The organism is Azotosporobacter soli (genome assembly GCF_030542965.1).
Taxonomy (GTDB): Bacteria; Bacillota; Negativicutes; order SG130; family SG130; genus Azotosporobacter; species Azotosporobacter soli.
On record NZ_JAUAOA010000001.1, the window covers coordinates 43,881 to 63,393 of the forward strand.

A 19,513-nucleotide genomic window follows, 5' to 3' on the forward strand; every position below is an offset into this window, starting at 1 on the left:
ACCGGACTACTCTTCCAATCGCACCGGTTTTCCTTCTTTGTATGATTTTTGCGCCGCGAGGCCGATCAAGACCGGCTTCAGACCGTCGATCCCGGATACCACGGTATCTTTGTTCTGCAATACGCTATTGAAAAACTCTTTCATTTCCGCTTCAAACGACTCCATGTAGCGTTCGAGGAAAAAGTATTTCGGTTTGTCCTGCGTTACCGCGCTATCGGTACTGACGACCACGGTTGTCGGCGTATCGTTGCCAACGCTGATGCCGCCTTTGGTTCCCAATATCTCTACCCGCTGGTCATAGCCGTAGACAGCCTGACGGCAATTATCGATCATGCCGATCGCGCCGTTTTTAAACTTCAGACTGATCAACGCCGTGTCGACGTCACCGGCTTCGCCAATCGCCTTGTCGACCAACACGCCTGCATTGGCGTATACTTCGGTTACTTCGCTGCCGGTCAGATAGCGCACCATATCAAAATCATGAATCGTCATATCGAGGAACATGCCGCCGGAGACCTTAACGTATTCGACAGGGGGCGGTGCAGGGTCGCGCGAAATGACTTTAACAATTTGCAGTTCGCCGATCGCGCCGCTCTGGATCAGATCACGCACTTTTTTGAAGTTATGATCAAATCTCCGGTTGAAGCCGACCTGGAATTTGACGCCGGCTTTCTTTACTGCGTCAAGCGCTGCATGAATTCGGTCCACATCATAGTCGATCGGTTTTTCGCAAAAGATATGTTTTCCGGCCTGCGCCGCTTCAATCGTGATCTGCGAATGCGTATCGGTCGAAGAACAAATGATGACCGCGCCGATTTCCGGATCGTTGATGATTTTTTTATAATCATCATATACATTGGCAATCCCCAGTCCTGCAGCCCATTCGGCAATGGAAGCCGCATGAATATCGGCCACTGCTTTGACTTCAACATCCGGAAAGTTTTTAATAATGTTGGCCGCGTGAATTTTGCCGATCCGGCCAGCGCCGATCACGCCGATCTTAATCGTTTTTCCCATTATCGTTTCCTCCTATAATCCCGTTTTTTCGCCGATATATTTTCTTGCCTTGATCGCATACTCCAGCGGATTGGCGAGCGCCGGATCCTGTTCCGCTTCGACGATAAACCAGCCGGCATAGTTCTGTTCGGCAAGAATCGTAAAGAGCGGCGCATAATCAATCATGCCATCGCCGGGTACGGTAAATACGCCCGCTTTCACCGCCTGCAAAAAGCTCATTTTTTCTTTTTTTACTTTTTCCAGCACCGAAGCTCTGATATCTTTCAAGTGAACATGCTTGATCCGTGCACCATACTTGCGCAAAATGTCTGCCGGGTTTTCGCCGGAGAAGACCAGATGTCCGGTATCAAAGAGCAGATACACCTTCGCCGGATTCGTCAGCTCCATCAGTTTGTCGATCTCCGCGCTGGTCTGCACGCCGGTCCCCATGTGATGGTGGTAAACGATCTGCATTCCTTTTTCCGCAGCCAGATCGGCCAGCTGTTCCAGCCCCTGCGCCAACCGCTTCCACTCATCCTCGCTGAAGGAAGGTTTGCCGTCGAACACGGGACAGCTCATGTCCCCCTGCACGCTGTGTCCCTGTTCGGCAACGACGATGACCTGCGCCCCCATCGCATGCAGGAAGTCGCGATGCTGTAAAAACGCTTCACGCGTTTCGGCAAACGGCTTCGTCGTTAAAAAAGAACTGAACCAGGCGCTGGCAATTTGAATGCCGCGCAGCGACAGCGCTTTTTTCAAAACTTTCGTGTCGCGCGGATATTTATTGCCCACTTCGCTGCCGGTGAATCCGGCTAACGCCATTTCACTGACGCACTGCTCAAACGTGTTTTCGCCGCCCAGTTCCGGCAGATCGTCATTCGTCCAGGCAATCGGCGCAATTCCCAACTTGACCTTATCCTTGGCAAACATAGTTGCATCCCCCTTAGAATTGTTTTGTCTTACTCACTTCCACTTTAAACGCCTTGTGCGCCTCCAGCACGGCCGGATTCTCCGACACTTCCGGCACGCCGACGCGCCACCAGGCTTCATAGCCGCCCGTCATCGTCTTCGGCAATACTTTAATATCAATCAGCGTCGATACGTTGGCTTGCTTCGCATCGGCAAGCGCCGCGCGCAATTCAGCAAGCGTCCGCACCGTGTATGCCTTCGCTCCGTAGCCCGCAGCGCATGCCGCATAATCAATCGGCATATCCGGGCCGTTTAAGCGTCCGCTTTCCGGATCGCGGAACTTGAACTGCGTAGCAAACGACGGAATGCCCTGTGAGTTTTGCAGATTTTCGATGCAGCCAAAACCGCTGTTGTCAAACAGCACCACATTGATCTTGCGCCCTTCCTGAATGCTGGTGACCAATTCGGAATGCAGCATCAGGTAACTGCCGTCGCCGACCATCGCATAGACTTCACGCTCCGGTTCGGCCATCTTGACGCCCAGTGCGGCGCAAACCTCATAACCCATGCAGGAAAAACCGTATTCCATATGATAGGTCTTGGGTCGTACCGGACGCCAAACCCGCTGCAAGTCACCCGGCAGACTGCCCGAGGAACCGACGACGATCGACGTTTCATCGAGCAGCGCCGAAAGTTCGCCCAGCACGCGCGTTTGCGCCAAGCCATCCGGCCGTTCCGTTTGAAAAAGCCGATCCACTTCCTGATCCCACTCGCGTTTGGCCTCGCGCACCTCATCGCCGTACGCAGAGCAGTATCGCACGCTCTCGAGCGCGCCTCCAAGCGCACCCAGCGTTTCCATCGCATCGGCGACAATCATCGTCGCATTCATTTTGTAAGCGTCAAAGGCATTGACGTTGATATTCAGGAATTCCACCTCAGGATTTTGAAACAACCACTTCGAGGCGGTCGTGAAATCGGAGAGTCGGCTGCCGACTGCAATTACCAGATCCGCTTCGCTCGCGATCCGGTTGGCCGCAAGACCACCGGTCACGCCGATGCCGCCGAGATTGAGCTCGTGGTTCCAGGGAATGGCTCCTTTTCCGGCTTGGGTTTCGGCGATCGGAATGTTAAAGCGTTTCGCAAATTCGCCCAGCGCGGCTCCGGCCTCCGAATATACAACGCCGCCGCCGCAGATAAGGAGCGGCTTTTTCTTCCCTTTGATTATTTCCGCAGCCCTGCTGATTTCGCTTTTCACCGGCAGCCGTCGGTTGATCGCGTGAACCCGTTTGGCAAAGAACTCCAACGGATAGTCATAACTTTCCGCTTCGACGTCCTGCGGCAGACAGATCGTCACCGCCCCGGTTTCCGCCGGATCCGTCAACACGCGCATCGCATTGAGCATCGCGGTCATCAGTTGTTCGGGACGCGTAACCCGATCCCAATAACGCGACACCGGTTTGAACGCATCATTGGCGGTAATCGATACGCTGGCCGGATTTTCCAGTTGCTGCAGCACCGGATCGGGCTGGCGGCAGGCAAAGCTGTCGCCGGGCAGCAAGAGCAGCGGAATCCGGTTGACCGTCGCGGTTCCGGCAGCGGTCACCATATTCAGCGCGCCCGGTCCGATCGATGATGTACAGGCGATAATTTCGCGCCGGTTCTTTTGCTTGGCATAACCGATCGCGGCATGCGCCATGCCTTGTTCATTCTTGCCCTGGTAGACCTGGATGTCGCCCCGGTAACTCTCGAGCGCTTCACCGAAACCGACTACGACGCCGTGGCCGAAAATGGTGAACACGCCTTTGACAAACTTATTTTCCCGCCCGTCAAATTCCACATATTGATTGTCGAGAAAGCGCAAGAGCGCCTGTCCCATTGTAAGTTTAACGGTCTTCATACTCCACTCTCCCGGTCCGGCCAGATTTTAGCCTCTTTGTCGGTTACCCAGAGATGCTCCGGTACAAATACCGGATATTCCGGACTCTTATACGGATTGCCGTCCAAATGCCGGATCACCCAGATATAATACATGGCATAGCCCGGCGCCGTGGCCTGCGGATGCGTCGCGCTGTTCAAGATTTTCACCGTATCGTTGTGTCTGAGTTTGACTGCCTCTTCACCCAGCTCCGAAAAACCGTAGCCTTGTTGCGGATTGAATTTATAAAAATAAATTTCCGGCTGCGGATGATGGTGCGGCGGATAGCTCGACCATTTTCCCGGATGGTCGATTACCTCACCGATCACCAGATTGGAGTACGGCGCGTTGCTGTAGTCGAATACGGTGCGCACGATCCGCGTCGATGTTTCTTTCATCGTTCCTTTGCCGCGTTCTTCGGCCGCACATTCTTCCGGCGTATACAACTTGGCTGCAAATGGACGCTCGTTCGTGGTTTTCGTCAGACTGATTTCGCTGTCCGCCGCTGCGCCGATCAGCGTAACCGGCGTCGCTTTCGGCACATGCAGCACCCAGGGATTTTCGTCAAAGCAGGATTTGCGTTCGATCGTCCGCTCCTGGCCGTCGAACTGCAGCGTCACCCTGCCTTGGATCAAAAGCAGTGCGCTTTCTTTTTCCGCATCCAACAGCTCTTCGCGCTGGCCCTGTCCCAGCCGCAGAATGCCAAAATCCATCATCGTATTGTCTTCGTTTTCTTCCATCGTCGTGATTGCATTGTAACCATATTGAAAGCCCTGTTCCTGTCGTATCCTTAGCATCGTTTACGCCTCCATTAGCTTTTTCGCGCCAACACCTTGTTCACGTTGGCCACGATGTTTTCCGCAGTCAAACCGAAGCGCCGCTTCAGATAATCCTGCGGTCCGACTTCGCCGAACGAATCATTGACGCCGACCCGTTCCATCGGCACGTTTTTATTGTCGACGACCACTTCCGCCACCGCCGAACCCAGTCCGTTGATAATGCTGTGGTTTTCAACCGTCACAATCGCTCCGGTTTCTTGCGCACAACGGATAATCAGTTCCTTGTCGATCGGCTTCCAAGTGAAAATATTGACGACGCGAGCCGATACGCCCTGCTTAGCTAGTTCATCGGCTGCGGTCAGCGCATCGTCCACCATGATGCCGCTGGCAATGATCGTTACATCGCTGCCGTTTTTCAGCGTGATGCCCTTGCCGATTTCAAACGTCGATCCGTCCTGGTAAATTTTCAATGCATTTTTGCGCAAGAGACGGATATAAAACACGCCGTATAAGTCCGCCGTTTGTTTTAACAGGTCATTCAGCATCGTCGCATCGACCGGCTCCAAAACCGTGATGCCCGGAATATTTCTGACGATCCCCATATCTTCGAACGGCATATGCGTACCGCCGTTATACGCCGCAGTTACTCCGGGATCGCTGCCGACAACCCTGACGTTAAGCTTGGCATAGCCGCAGGATAAGAAAAGCTGGTCAAAACAGCGTCGCGTGGCAAACGGTCCGAAGGAATGTGCGAAAGGGATCTTGCCTGTCGCCGACAAGCCGGCCGCGACGCCGATCATGTTTGCTTCCTGCACGCCGACGTTAAATGTCCGTTCCGGATATGCCTTGCCGAATTTCGTCATGCCCATCGAATTCATCAGGTCGGCATCGAGTGCGACGATATTCTTATTGCCCTGGGCCAGTTCCATCAGCGTTTCACAATAAACAGCCCGCATTTCCTTGGCTTCTTTTACTCTTTCTTCCGCTAAAACCGCTTTCATGACTGCACCAGCCTTTCCACTTCACCGTTCAGCACGGCCAGGGCTTCTTCCATTTGCGCCGCGCTGATCGTCATGTGATGATTTAAAAGTACATTTTCCGCAAAGCTGCAGCCCTTGCCTTTCAGCGTGTTCAATACGATGACCGACGGCTTTTCCTGCTCTTGTTTCGCCTTTTCAATCGCCTGCGCTACTGCGGCCACGTCGGATCCGTCCACTTCCTGCGCATGCCAGCCGAACGCGTCAAACTTGGCTTTGATGTCGCCCATATCATTGATGTCCTTCGTGTAACCGTCCAGTTGCTGCTTGTTGTAATCAACAAACGTGATCAGGCGGCTTACTTTTTTCTGCGCTGCCAGCAGCACCGCTTCCCAGACTTGCCCTTCCTGCATTTCACCGTCGCCAAGAATCAGATACGTGTAGTTGTCCCGTCCGTCAAGCCGATGACCGAGCGCTACGCCGACCGCAAGCGACGAACCCTGCCCCAGCGAGCCTGTCGTCATGTCGATGCCGGTCGTCAGGTTTCTGTCGCAATGACTGGGAAAGCTGGTTCCCGGTTTATTTAGTTCCAATAAGCGTTCCAGCGGGAAAAAGCCTTTTAAAGCCAGGGATGAATAAATCGCCGGTCCGGCATGGCCCTTCGAACAAACCAGCCAATCGCGCTCTTCCCAGTCCGGATTTTTCGCGTCGTATTTCATCGCTTTGCCGTACAAAACGGCCAGCGTATCGGCAATCGACATCGCGCCGCCGATATGGCCGAAGCCCAGATTCCCCATCGCTTTCAGCGTTTCGATGCGGATGTTGAGCGCGAATAATTTCAGTTCCTTTGTCTCTTCCTTACTCAGCATGGTCATCCCCCCTTTTTGTACCGCCTTTCTGCATCGCTGCCAACAGCGGCAGTCGGTCGCCGGATAAAAACCGGACCATCGCTCCGCCGGCGGTACACACATAATTAATTTTTCCGGTATCGATGAACTTTTGCGCCGCACTGACCGTGTCGCCGCCGCCGATCACCGAATAGCCTTTGGCTTCGGCAATCGCAGTCCAAATGTTTTTTGTGCCGTTTTCAAAGAGCGGATTTTCATAGACCCCGGCCGGTCCGTTGACGAAGATCGTCCCCGCGCCAGTCAGCTCGGCGCGGAATTTTTCAATCGTCTGCTGGCCGATATCGAGATACAGTTCGTCTGCCGGCAACGCAGAAAGCATAATCTCGGCCCGTTTTCCCGCCTGCTCATAGGCCAAATCGAGCGGATAGACGATTTTGTCGCGATGCCGTGCCAGATAGTCTTGCGCCGGTTTGATGAAGACATCGAGCGAACGCGCCTTGATGAATTCCTCATTCTTCGCACCCAGATCGTACCCGGCGGCCATCATCATGATTTGACCGGTAACGCCGCAGGTCAGGATCTTATCGGCCGAACCGTTCTCCAGCACCTGTTCCATCATGCCGAATGCATCCGATATCTTAAGCCCGCCCAGCACGAAGACGTTCGGTCGCGCCGGTTTTTCCATCACGGTCGCCAGCGCACGAATCTCATCCATCAGCAGCAAGCCGCCTGCACTCGGCAGCAGTTCCTGAAATGCGACCATCGACGGTGCATTGCGGTGCGCCGCGGCAAAGGCGTCATTCACATAAAAGTCAGCCAGCGGCGCCAAGCTCCGTACCAGATACGTATTGAGCATTTCCGACGGTTTCAGTTTTACCGCATCTTCAAACGTCGATATTTCCTCGGACAAATAACGTAAATTGCCGAGCAGTACCGCTTCGCCTGCTTTCAGGTTCCGCACCGCTTCCTGCGCCGCCGGTCCGCATACATCATCGATGTAGCGAACCTCCTGACCAAGCAGCGCCGACAGCTTTTGCGCATGTTCGGTCAGCGGAATCAGATTATGATAATCGAGCGTGTCGCCCTGATGGGCAAGGATCGCCAGTTTCGCACCGCGTTCCAGTAGATGCCGTAGCGTCGGCAAACTTTTTTTGATGCGATTTTCGCTTACGATCTTCTTCGTCTTCGGATCGAGCGGCGAATTGATGTCAAGGCGCAGTATCACCGTTTTACCGCTGACCGCCAGCTCGTCCATCGCTTTGATTGCGCTTATTGTTCCAGCCATTTTCCCAACCCCAGATATTTATTCGTTTCGCCGACCGCCGCCAGACGTTCTTTCTGCATCCCCATCGCGGCCCGTATCGCGTCAATCGTTTCCGGTATCGTCACCGCTTCCTGCGGAATATTGATCGCATACATGATGTCATTGCCCGATTCGACGATCGATTCATCCCACAAACCGATTTCGTACATGTCGCCGCGTGGGTTGCCGAGATCTCTTGCATAACGGAACAGGGAAGCATTGCCCTGGAAACCGTCTTCGATTTTCACGACCCGGATGCGCGGATGTTTGCCGAATACATCCAGTGCTTGTTGTTTGTTGATCTTTTTCTTCGTCGTTGCAACCACCGTGATGATGTGGCCGTGCGTGACCGGCGTATGCACTAATATCCCCGTCGCGTTAATGTGCGGCATGATCGTCATTAAGTCTTCCGCCTGATGACTGGGGGCTTTGTCGATTTGCAGCGCATTGGTCAGACCGCGGTGATAATCGCCGGGATCGGCGACGCGGCGGATGATCGTGATCGCCACTTTCTCAACGCCATAGGCACGGTCGAGGCAATCAACCGAACGGATCAAGCCGGTCGTATTGCAGGAGGTCAGCTTAAGAAAATCTTTGCCCACGCCGTTTTCATAATTGGCATAACCATGAAAAAACACATCGGCAACCGAATTTTTTTCGCCGCCTTGGAAGATCGCTTTCTTGCCGTACTTTTTATACAGCTCTTTATTTTTCGCTCCGACGCCGGCGCTGGTCGCATCGAGCAGGATGTCCGACTCGCGCACCAAATCTTCCAACGATCCGGCAATCGGAATGTTCAGCGCGTCAAACTGCGGACGATTTTCCGCCAAGCCAAGATAGAGAGAATACGGCATGCCTTTTTCCTTCAACGCTCTAATTGCCAAAGTCGGAGCCACATCGGCAACACCGACCAGCTTCATGTCCTGTTGCAGCGCCACGCCGTCAGCCAACCGCTGCCCGATTACTCCATACCCTACTACGCCAACTTTTATCATTTCTGACCCCTCCGCTTTCGATTTTATTTTGCTTTGCAAGCGCCTTCCCGGCCCCCTTTCCGCGCGCAATTGTTGCTCTATTCCGACTTTTTAAGCTATTTTTTATTTGCAAACGTTTGCATTTTGGGCAAAAAAAGATAATGCATAACAGAATCTTCCCCAGGCTGTTTCATTTTCCGGATCGTGCGTTACGTTCAGTGCAACAGTTCACAATAGTCCGATTACAAGTGCTTGTAATAAATGATAAAAACAACCGATGGATTCGTCATGCATTATTCGATGTTGCGGTCCGCATCACTGCGGGTTCCGCATGATTCGCGTATGATCAGCGGCGGCTTGATGACCAAGTTCCGCTTTTGTGTTTTTTCGTTCTTGATTAACTGGATTAGCGATTCGCATGCCAGTACCGCGATCTGTTCACGCGGTTGATGCACCGTCGTCAGTTGCGGTCTGAAAAACGGCAGGAGTTCGATGTCGTCATAGCCCACGACCGCGATGTCTTCCGGCACGCTCAGCTTCAATTCCTTCAACGCCTGAATCGCCCCCAGGGCCATCAGGTCATTTTGCGCAAACAGCGCGCTGACGCTGCGCAGCGTCGCTTCATTATCGAGCACCGTCTGGTACCCGGCTTGAAACGACTGATCGCCGTAAAACAGCAGTTGCTCATCAAATGCGAGGCCATGCTGTTCGAGCGCGGCTCGGTAGCCTTTCGTCCGGCTGGCAAACTCGTCCATACCGCCTTCCGCCGTGATGCAGGCGATGCGCGTATGTCCATGTTGCAGTAAATGGTCGGTCGCCTTGAAGCCGCCGATGAAATGGTCGGTGCAAAAGACGTTCGCCTCTTCCAAGAGCCAGGGATCGCTCGGATAATGATGCAGGAAAACAAAAGGAATGCCCTGCTTTTTCATCAGACGGAGCGCCGCCTTGTCGAGTTCATCCAAAAGCGGGCTGACAATGATCAGTCCGTCGACCTTTTTGCTCTTTACCAAGCGTTCGATGTTGCTGCTGTTGCCGTCAAAACGGTTCTTCGGAAAGGCCACGATCAAGTCGAGCGCCGCTTTCTCGAGCGTCTTGCGGATCTGATTGTGCAGCGAATTATAGAACAGGTTGACATGAAAGGCTTCAAAGCTTTCCGGATAAATGACGCCGATCGAGCCCGTCTTTTGGGTGCTTAAGCTTCTCGCGTTGGCGTTGAATTCAAAGCCCAGGTTCTTCGCAATTTCTTTGATCTGCTTTTTCGTTTCTTCCGCTACCAGGTCGCTGTCGTTCAGACTTCTCGACACGGTGGAAAAGTTTACGCCAGCAATCTTGGCAATATCCTTAATCGTTACCGGCATAATATGCACCCCAATATTCCGTCTCTGTTTTTATAATAACAAACGTTTGCATTCACTGTCAAGCAGGACATTGGTCTGCGTTAAATAAACATTTTTTCTTTTATCAGGGGCACTTGCTTTCTTTTTTTCACTTCTCTCAAATCTGAAGCGACCATCCTTCATACTCGCTGCCTTGCTCTTCTTGAGAGAATAAAAAAACGAAGTCAGCGGATTTTTCTGCCCGTTGACCTCGTTTTTAAATTCACGGTTTTGTAACTTTTTCAGCGGATTCGGAGCCTTACCCTGCTCCGAATCCGCTCCCGCTTATTTTATTTCCGCAATCCGGTCTGCGGATACTTTTAAGATTTTCTGTTCATTATCGGCATCTACCGCGATCACTTCCATGTCTTCGCTGCCGACAAATAAATCGATCGGGAAATACCATTTATCGCCATTGCGCAGAACATTTTGAAACACTTCGCCATTTTTCCGAATTACAACATTCGAAATGGTGGCCTCGTATTTGTGAGCGGAATATCCGTTATACCGTTCCCAAAAATTTTCATTAGCGGCATTCTTGGGAGATATGACAAGGCACACGGTATCCCGATGATTCATATAATAATCCAGCGCCGCTTGGTCCACCGGCTTAAATTGCTTGTTTGCCCGCCAAAATTCATACCGCACAGCCGAATATGGCGTTATCAGCGTATACTCAATATCTGTTTTTCCGCCGGCAATCCCAAACCAAAATTTTCCCCCAAAGTCATTATAGCCTTTGCTGCCCAGCAGATAGCCGTAACGATTTACTTCGCGCTGAAACGAATCGACTTTGCCGATTTCGGCTTTCGCTTCTTTCAATGTATTTTCCGACAGCATTCTCAAGCTGGTTTTTGTTTTGATCGTTGGATAATCCGCCGGAATCAGCGGGTCGATCAGCGCAAGCGCCGCATTTTCTTTTTTATAGCTGCCGCGATTCAGCAGTTCCAAGATGCCCTCATTCTTTGTCATGTTCGCCATTTTTTTCGCCGTAAAGCCATAGTTTGTTTTCACTTCCGGATCGGCGCCTTTGTTGATTAATTCTTCCACCAAAGGCTTATTCGCCATGGATACGGCAAAGAATAGCGGCGTGGCATTTTGAAAGTCTTTGGCATTTACATCCGCGCCTGCATTGATCAATGCTTTTGCATTTTCCACCTTATTGGCCGTCACGGCCATCATCAACGCCGTTCCGCCCGCTGCGTTTTTCGCTTCCAGATTCATGCCTGCATCGATATATAACTGAACAGTTTGCGCATTCCCACTTATGCATTGTTTGAAAAAATCCTGCTCCGTAAAGTTCAAGTTTCTTTTTGCCATTTCCGCTTTTGCATCGTCTTGGCTCATGGCCATGGCCTGTAATGAAAAACTGCAAATCATCGCGCACAGCACCCATCGAAGAACCATTTTCATCATCGTATCCCCGCACCTCTTCACTTAAATATAGTCGCCGGTTCCGCCATTTTAAGTCTGCTTCAGCAATTAAAGCCTCGCTTCTTCCAGACCGGCTTATTCCTTTGTCTTACACTTCACATTTATATTTTCCGCTTCTTTTTCACAATCCCCTGCCTGTTTCATCCAAATTTGAAACAATTTTCGTAAACTATCTCCTGCCGCAGCCTTTCGCTCGTTCTTTCCATTTCATTGTTATTTAAGCAATCGTCCACTTTCAAAAATCACTTTTACCAGTCTTGTCGAAAAAACAATCTACTAAAATCACATTGCCATATCCTCTCATATTTATCCGTTTTGAATATGATTCTGCTTTACCAGCAAAAAAATAAAGGGACGCAGCGTAAGCGTCCCTTTGCTTGATTCCTCGAAAAATAAGAACAAGGTCAACTGATTTTTTTGCCCGTTGACCTCGTTTTTGTATTCACTGTTTTGTAACTTTTTCAGTGGTTTCGAACCGTCCCCTTGTTTGCCGATGAATGCAAATTCTGCGGCCTGGTTTTTTGTTCTTTTTTCGGTTTGAATTGCCAATCAACTTCTTTTTTCTCATTGATGACTTACTTCGAACTTTACCCCAATAAAACCGGTCTGATGTTACTTTTTCAATGATTTCATATCATACTCAAATCAGTCTCCATATACCTAGTAGATTTGCGTTTTCCATTTATTTCAATAAGGTAAATCGGAGTATTTTCTTTATTGTGCCAGTTTATATCTATGATTACTCCAATAGTTTCAAGTTTTTCGGTTAATCGTACCTTATTTCCAAATGTGAATATAGGTGCATTTACTTGTTTATACAATTCAGCTTTAACCTGGTATACTTCTTCACCATATTTCAAAGTAATATACTCATTATCCTCATCTATACATTCAAATATTTTACCATATGGTGATAGACGCTTAAATTTTTCTAGATCCAATGGTTCGATAAGTTGCTCACCATTTTCAATAAACCAGGGGTATAATCCCCAAGTATTTTTGTTTCGACTCAAAACATCTCAACCCCTCTTCTACAATTTAACTTTTAACCAATAACGTTTTATTTAGGGCAAGCAAACAAGGGGACGCTTCCATTGTTCGATTCAAGCCAAACATGCGTGAATGAGGCGGTATAAGGATGCGGTGAGGCGGGCTGACAAAAAGAAAAACCTGGCGAGCCGAGCGCCCAGGGTGAGAAGGTTATTGCTTTAGTTACCTCATTTTAACATTTTTATGGTTGAAACTATGGATTCGATTTCTCTTCGATCTTTGTCTAGGTCCTCATATTTACCAAAAGCTAATACTCTACATTGGATGTTGTCACCGTAAATTATATAAAGAATCTCATACATCATGCAGTTATTAGTCGAACTTAGTATAAAAGCAGCGTCGCGATTGTTGAGTGTTAAGCTGCCAGAGGATTCAATTTGATGTGGTATTTTTGAATGTTCGATAACCATAAGCATATGGGACAATTCATTGTCGATGTTCTGCCTGGTGATTGAAGTAAAAGTAGCAGCTAGAAAAAAAGGATTATCTTGGGTGATTATGGATTTCTTTGTAGCAGTTATTAAGTGGCTAGCAGGAATGTCGATTGTAAAAGAATCATCAACGGTATATGTGGTTTGGGGGCTTGCTAGTGACACTGAAGACACTAATAGGGTGAAAAGAAAAACGAACAGCAAAAATCGTTTCAAGGTAGCCCCTCCTATAGTGGTTTAAACGTTTGCATGATGGCATCTGATACGTTGAGCAGATATTGATAATCGGCAGAATTAGCTTTGAACATGAAAATGTACATGGTTTTATCTCCTCGGAGATCATAAACGATCAAAGTAAATGGTTCTGGCAGTTGATCCTTATTTTTTCCATCCACTTTCATTTCATAGAGCTTGCCGTTTATTCCTGAATACGAAACATCTTTTGTGTTTGAAAAACTTCCACCAATTGGCTCGATTTTCACATATTTCATTGCTTCATGATTAGCATAAAACTTGGCATCACAGGCCAAAAATGCGACAGAGGAGTTAGGATCTTGCAGAAGAAATTGATCGCTTTTGCTCCATTTATCGGGAACTGTAATTTGAAAAACATCAGTGTAGATCAATTTTTTAGCTGGCTTGTCCATCAGGAGGCTATCTGTGGAGGCGTATGTGTAGGGGGACGCAGCTTGAGACAGGAGAGGGAAAGACATAATAAGCACTAGGCATAATAGCATGGATTTGATTCGCATGAATTTAGCTCCTTTGGTAGATTCTTCAAACATATTCCATTATAGGGCAAGTCAGATTCGGAAGGAAAGGTTTATAAATTTAAAAATGTCACTGTCCTTGATCCATTAACTAAACCATGAGAAATGTTATTATTTCTATGAAACCGAGGCATTCAAACAAGGGGACGGTTCCTTTGTTCGATTTTTTTACTCGTCTTATCTTTATGCCTTGTATATCATGTTTAGCCCCAGCCCGGTCACTCGCGAAATCTGCCGGAGGCTACTTCCTTTTACTTCTTTCAACTGCCGTAATATCCAATTCCGCTCTTCTTAAGGAAACAGAGGAACCATCCCCTTGTTTGCGGTTCCCTTGTTTGCGTTTGTTTGCGCCTACACCCAAGAAAATAAAGGGACGCAACGTACGCGTCCCTTTGCTTCTTCCACTGCTGCTTCTGACGCCAGCTCCAATTTTAACGCGTAGAACAGTAAACAGCCGCCCCTCATTTTTGTGCGGCTGTTCTTTTCCTCGTCCTATTGTCGCTGCTTTAACAGCCAATCATTCCAGCTCAGGTCAAGTTTCGGATTTTGTTGCACATATGCATAGAATAATTTGGTGAAGGCGGCCCGTTTTTTATACGCTTCTTTTTTCCACGGATCGTTATCCGTAGCGCTACGAATGTCCTGTCCGCCCAGTAGCCACTGGCGGATCATGATATCATCATAGCTGACCCGGTTTGCGTTATGAATCATATCGATCATCGCCATAAACGTGGTTGTTCTTCCTTCTCCGGCTTCACAATGCAGGTGAACCCAGGCATCTGCCGGAAGATTTTTATAAAAAGCGAGAAATTGCTCCACATTTTCGGCGGTTGGCGGAGTATAGTCGCTGACGGGAATACGGTAGTATTTTACGTTGTTTCGCGCTGCGAGCTCACGTTCGCTCAACGTCTGCTGCACTTGCATCATGTCGACCGCAACGACCGACTTGTCCTTGCCCAATGTAGCCACTTCAACCTCTTGCTTCGCAACGCCTGCCAATAGTTTGTTTTCTTCCGCCTCAACCACGGCAGCGGTTTTTCCGAAATTAATACGCTTATAGGCGCTGTACCAGCTCATGCCATTTCCGTTCAAGTACCCGTGCGCTTCACCGCGCAAGTCAAGAATCACGACGTCTTTTTCCGGCAATGAATATAGTATTTTCGTCAGCTCCGGCTGCGAGAAGAATCGACTGCCGGAAATACGAAGCGCATCAAGTCCTCTGCGCGTCGGCATGTATCCGTCCGCTGTGCCGAGCTTAAACGGATCCTGCGCGCGGCGGAAATTCTCCGGCACGTTGAATGAAATCGGCCGGTCGAGCTTTAAAATTTGCAGACCGGGGGCTGGTTCGGCAGCCAGCAGAAGCGAATTGTCGCTGAATAAAACTGCGCTCAAAACAAAAAATGAAAAGACAATGTTACGAACTAATGAATAATTCATCACGATCCTCCTTCAGACGTTTCTTGGCAACCTCTTTCTCTTCACGTGATTATATTGTAGTGCAACTAAGCAAACAAATGAACATTGTTTGCGAAATATTCTTTTTATTCCAAGCAATATTCAAAACCTAGTTGCCACTCCCTCCTGTTTGACAACTAGTAATATTGGGGTCGTGCGAAAAAATGGTTCACGGCATACTGCCGTGAACCATTTTTTTAGAGTTCTTATGCTATTATCAGTCACTGGGTTTTTTGAATACAAATTCTGAGGCCTTGCTTTTTATGCTTTTTTTCAAGTTTGAAAGGACGGAGCGATTTTGGCGACTTTGTTAGGTCTGTTGACTTTTCTCTACTTAATAATGTGCATCTTCATACGACATTGAAACTGTCCATGTATTATCGTCATTAAGCAATAAAGAAAACGCCAAATTTTCCTTCGCATAAACTAGTTCAATATGTCCATCTCTCATAGGTCTCTCTTTTTTCTGCCATCCTTGTTCCTTAAGCCGTTGATTATAGTATCCAATCACCTCTTCTGTCTTCATTGGATACTTATAACAACTAAAAATCCATCTCATAATTATTTTTCTTTCTAACCGATAAAAAACTACTTCTGCTCCTGGCGGCTGTTGCAACGCCTGATATTCTGCAACAAGCCGTGTTTCGCGAATTTTCCCCTCTTCACTATGCCAAACAAAGTACATCCATACGATCATCACCAAAAACCCGATGCTGAGTAGTTTTACTAATTTCATTGGCCCTCCAAATTAAGCATCCCCAACCCTTGAGGTCTAACATTAGAAGAAGAGAGGATGACCCCAAGACCATTCCTTTTTTCTTTCCCCAATTATCCTTTCAGCAACACTTCACTTATTAAAAATCTCACAACTCTTTCCTGAAACCCATCCACTCAAACCATATGAAGATGATATTACATAATAAGAATATTGCTCTCTCAATAACTTTTCTGCTAGTTCTTCTATGGTATTATAGTCCATTGGCCAAGAATAGTTTTTTTGGTTTTTCAACAAAACCTTATTGTCTTTCACAAATTGAATAATATCACATTTATTTATATCAAATATAATACTGCCGCTTAATTCCGTCTGAAAAAATGAACTAAGACATCCAAAAAAACAATGTCTATATTTCCTGTCAGCTTATTATTTTTTGTGTTCATTATAATTTTTTGATTTCTAAGATTGACCTCATACGATACTATTTCGTTATCGTGTATCTTAAACACATTATCACTCCCAGAAATTAACTTATCACTGTCTTTGAGTTTTAGCCCCTGGCGCTGAATAAGACGTTGTAAAATCACGAACCTCTACGTACATGATTTCATGACCACTGCTCTCCTGTCAAATCAACAACGCACCGCGCTCTTTATAGCGCGCCATTAAAAACTCCGACTCGACGCTGACTATGCCTTCGATTTTGCGCAGGCGCTGCAGGTAGCGTTCGACATGATCCTGATCGTCAAACAGCGCATGGACATGCAGGTGCGGGCGGCCGCTCATCTGATATACGTTGGTGATTTCTTCGCAGGCCAATAGTTCGGCGGCAATAGCGTCCATCCGTTCCCAGGTCACGTCGATGTTGAAGTAAAGCGACAAACTCTTGCCCGCTTTCAGCGGATTTACGACGATCGTAAAATGGCTGATGATGCCGTTTTCTAAGAGACGGCTTACCCGCTCGCGCACCGCGGCGCGCGTCAGGCCGACCAGACGTCCAAGTTCCGCATGGCTTAAGCGTCCGTTTGCCGAGAGGTACTGTAAGATTTGCCGGTCGATTTCATCTATGTTTTCAAAACGCATTCTTTTTCGCCCCTTTACTTTACATTGTAAAATATTAATAAATTTATTGAACGATTGTATATCTTGTATTATACTTGTGTTCATAAAACAAGTACAGACCTCATGCAAAACAAAAAGAACAGGAGCCAATATTATGACCATTATCGCTTTTAAAATTCTACTGATCTCGATGTCGGCCGGCATCATGGGCGCGATCTTAGGGCTTGGCGGCGGCATCATCATGACTCCGGCGCTGACGTTTCTTTTCGGCGTCGACATACAGCACGCGATCGGCGCGAGTCTGATTTCCGTCATCGCCACGTCGAGCGGCGCGGCGATCGCCTACATCCGCGACGGCATCACCAATATCCGCGTCGGCATGTTCCTTGAAATCGCGACCACCGTCGGCGCGATCTGCGGCGCGGTGATCGGCGGCTTAATTGCGCCGACCTTGTTGTATTCGATCTTCGGCGTCTTTCTCATTTATTCGGCGCTGATGATGCTGAAAAAAGTAAAACAGGAACTGCCCGGCGAGGTCGAACTGCATCCGTTGGCGAAAAAGCTGCGCCTGCAGGGCGACTATTATGATAAGGTACTCGGCCGCCGCATCGCCTACAATGCGGCAAACGTCTACAGCGGCTTTGGCGTGATGTACGGCGCGGGCGTGATCTCCGGCCTGCTCGGCATCGGCAGCGGCAGCTTCAAGGTCATGGCAATGGACATGTTTATGCGTCTGCCGCTTAAAGTATCAAGCGCAACGAGCAATTTCATGATGGGCGTGACCGGCGCGGCCAGCGCGGCGATCTATCTCTTTCGCGGCGATATCGACCCGATCATTTCCGCGCCGGTCGCGATCGGCGTATTGATCGGCTCTACAATCGGCGCACGACTGATGCAAAAGATGAAGAGCCGGACGATCCGTAAACTGTTCATACCGGTTCTGCTTTATCTCGGCATTCAGATGATGCTGCAAGGATTGGGGGTTTCATTATGACGACAACAGTATCCGCCAGCCGCAAGGCAGACCTTTTCGTCAGTTATACATTGCGCCTCGGCGTACTGGCCAGCGCCGCGGTCATCATCGCCGGTCTTCTCGTCTTCTTTATCAGCGGCGAAAGCGGTTATCCGGGCCATGAATATCCGACGCAAGGCGCGGCCATTCTCGCCGGAGCGCTTGCCGGCAAGCCGTTCGGCATCATCATGCTCGGTTTGTTGATGCTGATTCTGACGCCGGTTCTGCGCGTCGGCACGTCGATCCTGATCTTCATTGCCGAACGGGACTGGGTCTACACGATTATCACCGCGATCGTCTTCGTCATCCTGCTTGCCAGTCTCTACTTCGGCAAGTGACCTACGCCCGCTGTACTGAAAGCGATTTGCTTCAGCGCAGCGGGTCTTTTCTTTTTCTCTCAATTGATTTTTTCGATAACTTCACCTGTTTTATTAAATAGCAAAAGGATTTTTGCGACAATTCGCGAAATTCAAATACTAGTAAGGCATTGACCGACAACGCGACGGGAGGATTTGGCTTCATGGATTATCAGGCGCTAAAGATGCAAGACAGTGAGATCCGCAACCGCATTCTGCTTAATGAGTTGGAGCCGGAAAAAAGACAGGTGCTAAAAAAATATGCACTGCAGTGCAATGCTAATTTATATTGGGAGCGGCCCAAAGATAAATATCCGCAAAAGATTTTTTTCAGCCACAAGTTTGCCAAAAAATCTTCGCTCGTACGGATTATTTTTTATATTTACCAGCTTTGCTTTGCGAAGGTAAAATATTTTGAACGCAACTGGGATGATTTCACGCCGCTTATTCATGATTGGCGCAAAGGTTTTATCGAATGTGAATTGTACGATATGGAATTTGTCCGTCATAAATACACCGGCATCATCTTCGACTTGCGCAATTTGCAAAAGATCACCAGCATCACCGAATTTCTTGCGCTGTGCGCGTATCTCGACGAGCAAAAGAAACGCGCCGTCGCTTCCTAAAGACATGGCATACGCTCGCATTATCGTTTATGATTAACAGGAAGAGCTTTTTCTTCAGGCCCAGATAAACGAAAGTGAGGCGGACACAATGAAAATTGAGCACATTGCGTTATATACGCAACGTCTGGAAGAAATGAAAAATTTTTATACGCGCTATTTCTCCGGCCAGTCCAATGACAAGTACGTCAACGCCCGCAAAGGTTTCAGCTCGTACTTCATTTCCTTTTCTTCCGGCGCCCGCCTGGAATTAATGCAGCAGGAAGGCATCACGCCTGCCGCAACCAACAACAAACAGCGGCTCGGCCTGATCCATTTTGCTTTTTCCGTCGGCAGTCGCGCAGCAGTCGATGCACTGACCGAAACGTTGCGTACGCAGGGCTTTAAAGTCACCGGCGAACCGCGCAGCACCGGCGACGGCTATTACGAAAGCTGCATTGCCGATCCTGACGGTAATCTGGTTGAAATCACCGAGTAAATGATAAATGCGAGCCGCTCCAGTCTTGGACGGTCTCGCATTTTTTA

General features: G+C 48.8%; 20 protein-coding genes. 4 read left to right on the top strand and 16 right to left on the bottom strand.

The window, feature by feature from the left end:
- Nucleotides 1–6: 6 nt before the first annotated feature.
- From iolG to QTL79_RS00245, 16 genes are all read right to left on the bottom strand, one after another.
- A complete protein-coding gene (gene iolG, locus QTL79_RS00170) occupies nucleotides 7–1,017 on the bottom strand; it encodes an inositol 2-dehydrogenase (RefSeq protein ID WP_346352902.1) in 1,011 nt (336 codons plus the stop codon).
- Between the two features lie 12 nt (nucleotides 1,018–1,029).
- Nucleotides 1,030–1,926, bottom strand: coding sequence for a myo-inosose-2 dehydratase (gene iolE, locus QTL79_RS00175; RefSeq protein ID WP_346352903.1), 897 nt, complete (start codon nucleotides 1,924–1,926; stop codon nucleotides 1,030–1,032).
- Between the two features lie 13 nt (nucleotides 1,927–1,939).
- Nucleotides 1,940–3,802 (bottom strand): 3D-(3,5/4)-trihydroxycyclohexane-1,2-dione acylhydrolase (decyclizing), encoded by a 1,863-nt coding sequence (gene iolD, locus QTL79_RS00180; protein WP_346352904.1) that lies wholly within the window; start codon nucleotides 3,800–3,802, stop codon nucleotides 1,940–1,942.
- Nucleotides 3,799–4,617 carry a 5-deoxy-glucuronate isomerase gene (locus QTL79_RS00185; protein WP_346352905.1) on the bottom strand — a complete coding sequence of 273 codons (819 nt, stop codon included), beginning with the start codon at nucleotides 4,615–4,617 and terminating at the stop codon, nucleotides 3,799–3,801. The genes iolD and QTL79_RS00185 overlap by 4 nt, the downstream gene beginning before the upstream one ends.
- A 14-nt stretch (nucleotides 4,618–4,631) precedes the next feature.
- Nucleotides 4,632–5,600, bottom strand: coding sequence for a transketolase family protein (locus QTL79_RS00190; protein WP_346352906.1), 969 nt, complete (start codon nucleotides 5,598–5,600; stop codon nucleotides 4,632–4,634).
- Nucleotides 5,597–6,445: a transketolase gene (locus tag QTL79_RS00195; RefSeq protein WP_346352907.1), complete on the bottom strand. Its 849-nt coding sequence runs from the start codon at nucleotides 6,443–6,445 to the stop codon at nucleotides 5,597–5,599. Before QTL79_RS00195 ends, QTL79_RS00190 begins: the two co-directional genes overlap by 4 nt.
- A complete protein-coding gene (locus tag QTL79_RS00200) occupies nucleotides 6,435–7,709 on the bottom strand; it encodes a phosphoglycerate kinase (RefSeq protein WP_346352908.1) in 1,275 nt (424 codons plus the stop codon). The genes QTL79_RS00195 and QTL79_RS00200 overlap by 11 nt, the downstream gene beginning before the upstream one ends.
- Nucleotides 7,694–8,722, bottom strand: a complete 1,029-nt coding sequence (locus QTL79_RS00205) for a type II glyceraldehyde-3-phosphate dehydrogenase (RefSeq protein WP_346352909.1) — start codon at nucleotides 8,720–8,722, stop codon at nucleotides 7,694–7,696. Before QTL79_RS00205 ends, QTL79_RS00200 begins: the two co-directional genes overlap by 16 nt.
- A 272-nt stretch (nucleotides 8,723–8,994) precedes the next feature.
- Nucleotides 8,995–10,059: a LacI family DNA-binding transcriptional regulator gene (locus QTL79_RS00210; protein WP_346352910.1), complete on the bottom strand. Its 1,065-nt coding sequence runs from the start codon at nucleotides 10,057–10,059 to the stop codon at nucleotides 8,995–8,997.
- Between the two features lie 303 nt (nucleotides 10,060–10,362).
- Entirely contained in the window at nucleotides 10,363–11,493 is a 1,131-nt protein-coding gene (locus tag QTL79_RS00215; protein WP_346352911.1) for an ankyrin repeat domain-containing protein, read from the bottom strand.
- Nucleotides 11,494–12,140: 647 nt separating this feature from the next.
- Nucleotides 12,141–12,524, bottom strand: a complete 384-nt coding sequence (locus QTL79_RS00220) for a DUF6960 family protein (protein ID WP_346352912.1) — start codon at nucleotides 12,522–12,524, stop codon at nucleotides 12,141–12,143.
- Nucleotides 12,525–12,728: 204 nt separating this feature from the next.
- Nucleotides 12,729–13,208: a hypothetical protein gene (locus QTL79_RS00225; RefSeq protein ID WP_346352913.1), complete on the bottom strand. Its 480-nt coding sequence runs from the start codon at nucleotides 13,206–13,208 to the stop codon at nucleotides 12,729–12,731.
- 11 nt (nucleotides 13,209–13,219) lie between these two features.
- On the bottom strand, nucleotides 13,220–13,744 hold the full coding sequence (locus QTL79_RS00230) for a hypothetical protein (protein ID WP_346352914.1): 525 nt from the start codon (nucleotides 13,742–13,744) through the stop codon (nucleotides 13,220–13,222).
- 510 nt (nucleotides 13,745–14,254) lie between these two features.
- Nucleotides 14,255–15,199, bottom strand: coding sequence for a phosphatase domain-containing putative toxin (locus QTL79_RS00235; protein ID WP_346352915.1), 945 nt, complete (start codon nucleotides 15,197–15,199; stop codon nucleotides 14,255–14,257).
- Between the two features lie 352 nt (nucleotides 15,200–15,551).
- A complete protein-coding gene (locus tag QTL79_RS00240) occupies nucleotides 15,552–15,953 on the bottom strand; it encodes a hypothetical protein (RefSeq protein ID WP_346352916.1) in 402 nt (133 codons plus the stop codon).
- Nucleotides 15,954–16,562: 609 nt separating this feature from the next.
- Nucleotides 16,563–17,018 carry an Lrp/AsnC family transcriptional regulator gene (locus tag QTL79_RS00245; RefSeq protein WP_346352917.1) on the bottom strand — a complete coding sequence of 152 codons (456 nt, stop codon included), beginning with the start codon at nucleotides 17,016–17,018 and terminating at the stop codon, nucleotides 16,563–16,565.
- 133 nt (nucleotides 17,019–17,151) lie between these two features.
- Here QTL79_RS00245 and QTL79_RS00250 point away from each other — a divergent pair, with 133 nt between their 5' ends.
- The 4 genes from QTL79_RS00250 to QTL79_RS00265 all read left to right on the top strand — a co-directional run bounded on the left by QTL79_RS00250 (nucleotide 17,152) and on the right by QTL79_RS00265 (nucleotide 19,466).
- Complete coding sequence (locus QTL79_RS00250; RefSeq protein ID WP_346352918.1) at nucleotides 17,152–17,991, top strand: sulfite exporter TauE/SafE family protein; 840 nt, start codon at nucleotides 17,152–17,154, stop codon at nucleotides 17,989–17,991.
- Nucleotides 17,988–18,347 (top strand): DUF1634 domain-containing protein, encoded by a 360-nt coding sequence (locus QTL79_RS00255; protein ID WP_346352919.1) that lies wholly within the window; start codon nucleotides 17,988–17,990, stop codon nucleotides 18,345–18,347. Before QTL79_RS00250 ends, QTL79_RS00255 begins: the two co-directional genes overlap by 4 nt.
- Before the next feature lie 182 nt (nucleotides 18,348–18,529).
- Nucleotides 18,530–18,991, top strand: coding sequence for a hypothetical protein (locus tag QTL79_RS00260; protein WP_346352920.1), 462 nt, complete (start codon nucleotides 18,530–18,532; stop codon nucleotides 18,989–18,991).
- Nucleotides 18,992–19,079: 88 nt separating this feature from the next.
- Entirely contained in the window at nucleotides 19,080–19,466 is a 387-nt protein-coding gene (locus QTL79_RS00265) for a VOC family protein (protein WP_346352921.1), read from the top strand.
- Nucleotides 19,467–19,513 lie beyond the last annotated feature (47 nt).

What these genes read in the sequence shown, in the direction of transcription:
- QTL79_RS00260 (WP_346352920.1), top strand. Translation starts at nt 18,530, where the DNA reads ATGGATTATCAGGCGCTAAAGATGCAAGACAGTGAGATCCGCAACCGC.
- QTL79_RS00235 (WP_346352915.1), bottom strand. Translation starts at nt 15,199, where the DNA reads ATGAATTATTCATTAGTTCGTAACATTGTCTTTTCATTTTTTGTTTTG.
- QTL79_RS00265 (WP_346352921.1), top strand. Translation starts at nt 19,080, where the DNA reads ATGAAAATTGAGCACATTGCGTTATATACGCAACGTCTGGAAGAAATG.
- QTL79_RS00250 (WP_346352918.1), top strand. Translation starts at nt 17,152, where the DNA reads ATGACCATTATCGCTTTTAAAATTCTACTGATCTCGATGTCGGCCGGC.
- iolD (WP_346352904.1), bottom strand. Translation starts at nt 3,802, where the DNA reads ATGAAGACCGTTAAACTTACAATGGGACAGGCGCTCTTGCGCTTTCTC.
- iolE (WP_346352903.1), bottom strand. Translation starts at nt 1,926, where the DNA reads ATGTTTGCCAAGGATAAGGTCAAGTTGGGAATTGCGCCGATTGCCTGG.
- QTL79_RS00245 (WP_346352917.1), bottom strand. Translation starts at nt 17,018, where the DNA reads ATGCGTTTTGAAAACATAGATGAAATCGACCGGCAAATCTTACAGTAC.
- QTL79_RS00200 (WP_346352908.1), bottom strand. Translation starts at nt 7,709, where the DNA reads ATGGCTGGAACAATAAGCGCAATCAAAGCGATGGACGAGCTGGCGGTC.
- QTL79_RS00230 (WP_346352914.1), bottom strand. Translation starts at nt 13,744, where the DNA reads ATGCGAATCAAATCCATGCTATTATGCCTAGTGCTTATTATGTCTTTC.
- QTL79_RS00190 (WP_346352906.1), bottom strand. Translation starts at nt 5,600, where the DNA reads ATGAAAGCGGTTTTAGCGGAAGAAAGAGTAAAAGAAGCCAAGGAAATG.
- QTL79_RS00185 (WP_346352905.1), bottom strand. Translation starts at nt 4,617, where the DNA reads ATGCTAAGGATACGACAGGAACAGGGCTTTCAATATGGTTACAATGCA.
- iolG (WP_346352902.1), bottom strand. Translation starts at nt 1,017, where the DNA reads ATGGGAAAAACGATTAAGATCGGCGTGATCGGCGCTGGCCGGATCGGC.
- QTL79_RS00255 (WP_346352919.1), top strand. Translation starts at nt 17,988, where the DNA reads ATGACGACAACAGTATCCGCCAGCCGCAAGGCAGACCTTTTCGTCAGT.
- QTL79_RS00240 (WP_346352916.1), bottom strand. Translation starts at nt 15,953, where the DNA reads ATGAAATTAGTAAAACTACTCAGCATCGGGTTTTTGGTGATGATCGTA.
- QTL79_RS00195 (WP_346352907.1), bottom strand. Translation starts at nt 6,445, where the DNA reads ATGCTGAGTAAGGAAGAGACAAAGGAACTGAAATTATTCGCGCTCAAC.
- QTL79_RS00210 (WP_346352910.1), bottom strand. Translation starts at nt 10,059, where the DNA reads ATGCCGGTAACGATTAAGGATATTGCCAAGATTGCTGGCGTAAACTTT.
- QTL79_RS00205 (WP_346352909.1), bottom strand. Translation starts at nt 8,722, where the DNA reads ATGATAAAAGTTGGCGTAGTAGGGTATGGAGTAATCGGGCAGCGGTTG.
- QTL79_RS00215 (WP_346352911.1), bottom strand. Translation starts at nt 11,493, where the DNA reads ATGATGAAAATGGTTCTTCGATGGGTGCTGTGCGCGATGATTTGCAGT.